At 38.1% G+C, this 3,534-nt stretch carries 6 protein-coding genes; 2 read left to right on the forward strand and 4 right to left on the reverse strand.

All coding sequences use genetic code 11. The features are described from left to right. Window positions 1–129, forward strand: a 129-nt coding sequence (locus QMZ64_RS22840) for a YolD-like family protein (protein WP_483298510.1), incomplete at its 5' end; no start/stop codon positions are given. 128 nt (window positions 130–257) lie between these two features. Here the strand turns inward: QMZ64_RS22840 and QMZ64_RS22845 are convergent. The 4 genes from QMZ64_RS22845 to QMZ64_RS22860 form a co-directional block, all read right to left on the reverse strand. After that, the gene (locus QMZ64_RS22845; RefSeq protein ID WP_023856424.1) at window positions 258–566 is read right to left on the reverse strand and encodes an STAS-like domain-containing protein; all 309 of its coding nucleotides are present in this window, start codon (window positions 564–566) and stop codon (window positions 258–260) included. After that, complete coding sequence (locus QMZ64_RS22850; RefSeq protein WP_230368356.1) at window positions 554–1,459, reverse strand: ATP-binding protein; 906 nt, start codon at window positions 1,457–1,459, stop codon at window positions 554–556. The genes QMZ64_RS22845 and QMZ64_RS22850 overlap by 13 nt, the downstream gene beginning before the upstream one ends. A gap of 108 nt (window positions 1,460–1,567) precedes the next feature. After that, window positions 1,568–1,798 carry a helix-turn-helix domain-containing protein gene (locus QMZ64_RS22855; protein ID WP_023856426.1) on the reverse strand — a complete coding sequence of 77 codons (231 nt, stop codon included), beginning with the start codon at window positions 1,796–1,798 and terminating at the stop codon, window positions 1,568–1,570. Window positions 1,799–2,052: 254 nt separating this feature from the next. Continuing rightward, the gene (locus tag QMZ64_RS22860) at window positions 2,053–2,196 is read right to left on the reverse strand and encodes a hypothetical protein (RefSeq protein ID WP_021837703.1); all 144 of its coding nucleotides are present in this window, start codon (window positions 2,194–2,196) and stop codon (window positions 2,053–2,055) included. Window positions 2,197–2,392: 196 nt separating this feature from the next. Here QMZ64_RS22860 and QMZ64_RS22865 point away from each other — a divergent pair. Continuing rightward, the coding region (locus QMZ64_RS22865; protein WP_301441622.1) for a ribonuclease YeeF family protein at window positions 2,393–3,534 on the forward strand (1,142 nt) is incomplete at its 3' end.

The following is a 3,534-nucleotide window of genomic DNA, read 5'->3' on the forward strand; positions in this document are numbered from 1 at the left end:
GAGATCGTTCAAATAGAGGGCCATATCCATTACATAAACCAGTTGAAGAAAACTTTCCATGTCTTGGATTCTAAAGGAGACACCAACCTCATTAAATTTGAGGATGTTGTTGGAGTGGAAATAAAATAGTCCTTCTCACAGCTGAAGGGCTTTACTCATAAAAAACTACTTATTCTGGTTCAAATTCTTCTTTCCTCAAAGCCCAAAGAATGAATTGCATGAAATGGAGAGTATAAAAAAGGTCCCTTTAAAGGACCTCAGCAGCTAATTAGTTGTTTTCTTTTTTTTACTTCAAATTTAAATCTGTCATTTATTGCTGTATTAATTTGCTTAGTAGTATCAATAAACTTTAGATGTCCTTTGACAAAGTCAAATCCATATTTATCAAGCAAATCAATAAGAGCTGTATTTACAAAAGATGAAGTAACGCCACTAATTCCTGAAAAAGAAAGATTCACTTCTTCTCCAAGACTGAACTTTTGATCAATAATATCAAAAATTATTTGTCCATCTTCATTGGAGTAACAACGTTCTACGTGGTCAATAACTTTGATTACAGATCCCATTCGAACTCCTCCTTATCATTAATCTCTTCTTCAAAGTTCCTTGTATCAAGGACAATTTCAATGAATGTGCCAGGATAATAACTATTTCCCTGTTTAGATTTTATCCAAACTTCATTGGAATTATTCTGCTTACATGTTAATATACCACGTAATGATTGAATGTGAACCTTTCCACCGTAATTTCCCACAACATTTTTTACGAGGGTCGACAAACCTACCCCTCTGTTTTGTGGGGTTGACTTTGAAGAATAGCCTTCTTCAACAGCTTTTTCTATAGCCTCTGTATCAGTTAGAAAAGGATCAACTTTTCTGATGGTGTTTGGTATGCCTATACCAAAATCAGAAATAGATATTTGAATTTCATTAATCCTTGGATAATGCTGGGCGAATATACAACCGATATTTTCTTCAGCATGATCATTAATGTTATTGAAAATTTCCCCAAAACACATTTTGATTGTATCAAGGGATGATTGGCTAAGACACATTTCTTTCGATAACCAAGGAATGAAGGTCGAACCCAACCACTGATAACTGCCGCTATATGTTACGTTCTGCAGTTCTAAAGTTGTTTTCCGTACCCTTGAATTATTATACAATGTCTTTCTAAGATAGCGATTAAAGAACATTGAATCATCCAAATATTTAAGGCCACTGTCCCTACCAATAGGTACTTTTTTAGGAGTCGTTAATATCACTCTTACGTCTCTCGCCTTTAACCATTCAAAAAGATTACTTAAAATGGTAACACCACTCGGTTCTATATAGTCTAGGCTACAAAAGTCAAATGTGATTTCTTGATCTTTAGGTAAAAAATCTTTTGTAATAACTTTGTCAATCAGTCCTCCCATCGTATCCTTGGTGAAACGATAGGGTAATTTTACATTAAGCAAAAACATCGCACCCTCTTCATATAATATGAAGGTATTTTACCATATAACAGTTGTCGAATTTTGCATAAATTCATCGAAAAAAAGAACGGAAAAGCATTATGTTTTATCTTATTCATCATACGGCCGATATTTTTTCCTGCCAGCTTCAAGTTCTTTCTTTTGAGCCTCCACATGATCACGGAGAAACAAGCTAACTGTACCAACCTTCTTCACAGGCTTTAGCTTCCCGGAAGTCACCAATGCACTTAAACGCTGCCTTGTAACCCCGAGGAGCTCGCCTGCTTCTGCAGCTGTCAAAACTTCATCTTGGATAAATTTAATTTTTTCGTTTTCCTTCATGCCTTTTTTCGCTCCAAATCATAATTAATCCTTTTAACAGTGTAACTATCACAGCCAGGTATAAAATGATGCCTGTGATTTTCCCCAGAGTACCAACTTTTTCAAAATCAATTGCAAAAATGCCCGCTATTAGGATGAGCATAGTTGCCATGTCTAATGAGCTGTAATGCTTAAAATATTGTTTCATAATTTGTGGACGTGATATAATGAATTGGAGAGCAAGGGGATTTCTCCCCTTCTCTCGCTCACTATGTTTAGCGCTTCTTGCTTACCCGGCGGGAGCGCTTTTTCTTTTTCTTGCCTCTTTTTTTGCTTTCGTTTTGCCATATATCATAAATGTGTTTGAATATGGTCACCACTCCAGCAGTGGCAAGAATCCAGTTTCTTACCTCGTCCACTTTAGCACCTCCTTTCTATATTATAATTATACCAAACCTATTTACAATGGTCAATAGATTACCACAAGAACCTAGTCTTAATTATCTATGTAAAAGGATTCATTTTCATGGGTGTACAGGATTTATTCCCCGATTGGTTTCCGTATAGTGGTAAACTCTATACTGATTGTAACCAAAAAGATTAGAGGAGAATGCCATGAAGACGCTGGATGTTCAAGCGCTGCACCATGCAATTGATCAAACGCTCGAACAATTAAAAAAACAATCAGACGAATTCGCCAAAGTCAAAAAAGCCGTTGACGGCATCACATCACTTGATGATGCTTTAAAAGGAAAAGGCGGCGATGCGATCCGCGCGTTTTATGAGGAATGCCACACCCCTTTTCTACAGTTCTATGATGCTTTCATAGAGGAATACAGTTCCACGCTGAAGAAAATGAAAAGCGCGCTAAATTCTCTGGAACCCAACCATAACGGATTTATTTCACAGTCCTTTCTCGAACACGAGTTGGAGAATGGCTTAAATGCCGCTGATCGCACAACAAAACATTTGGTTTCCAAGACCAACGCCACGATCGCAAAAGTCAGTCATATCGTTGATTTACCGGATTTGAATGATAGCGGTTTTCATGAACAAAATCAGAAAGCGTTAAAGGAAATCAGCACAACACTTGAAAAGCTGCATGCGTTTGACCGCGAGCAAACAAACGCCCTCAAAACGGCTGAAAACGATCTTGAGACGATGCAGAGATACATGGCGCGGCTCGAAAAGATGTATACCGGCCCCAAAATTGAAATCACCGGTTATCAAAAAGGTTCGATTTTAAAGCCGGATGAGATGGATAACCTGAGTGGAAATCAAGAAACAGCGATGGGTGCCATGTTGAAAAAAGTCGGAGACAAAGAAGATGCTGACGTAAACACACTCGCCGATCCAGATCGATTAAAAAAATTGGCGACACAAAAGGTTTCCAAGAAAGAGTACACCCAAGAGGAATTGAATGAACTAAAAAAAGATTATAGAGTATTTAACGATACGCTTTACCGGGCATACATAGACGGTGATACAATCGTCAAGATAGAACCCGCCTACACACTTCCAGAGAATGTGGAAAAAAGCGACTTTGCTAAATATTTCGATACAGCGATGGAATTTACAGGTGTGTATGATGCAGTAAGAGCAGCGTTTGGATACGACCTTGCGACAGGCGAAATCGTTAAAGATAGTGGTGACCGTTTGATGGCCGGATTGAGTGTCACACCTTTTGGAAAGGCATTTAAGTACGGAAAGCGCGGCTTCAAGTTATTTAAAGGTGAAGAAGCGGGAAAGAAAGTTGC

Origin of the sequence: Bacillus sp. LB7 (genome assembly GCF_030449715.1) — a bacterium.
GTDB classification, from domain to species: domain Bacteria; phylum Bacillota; class Bacilli; order Bacillales; family Bacillaceae; genus Bacillus; species Bacillus paralicheniformis.

Coding starts and splice junctions, on each gene's coding strand:
- QMZ64_RS22855 (WP_023856426.1), bottom strand. CDS start 1,798: ATGAAGGAAAACGAAAAAATTAAATTTATCCAAGATGAAGTTTTGACA.
- QMZ64_RS22845 (WP_023856424.1), bottom strand. CDS start 566: ATGGGATCTGTAATCAAAGTTATTGACCACGTAGAACGTTGTTACTCC.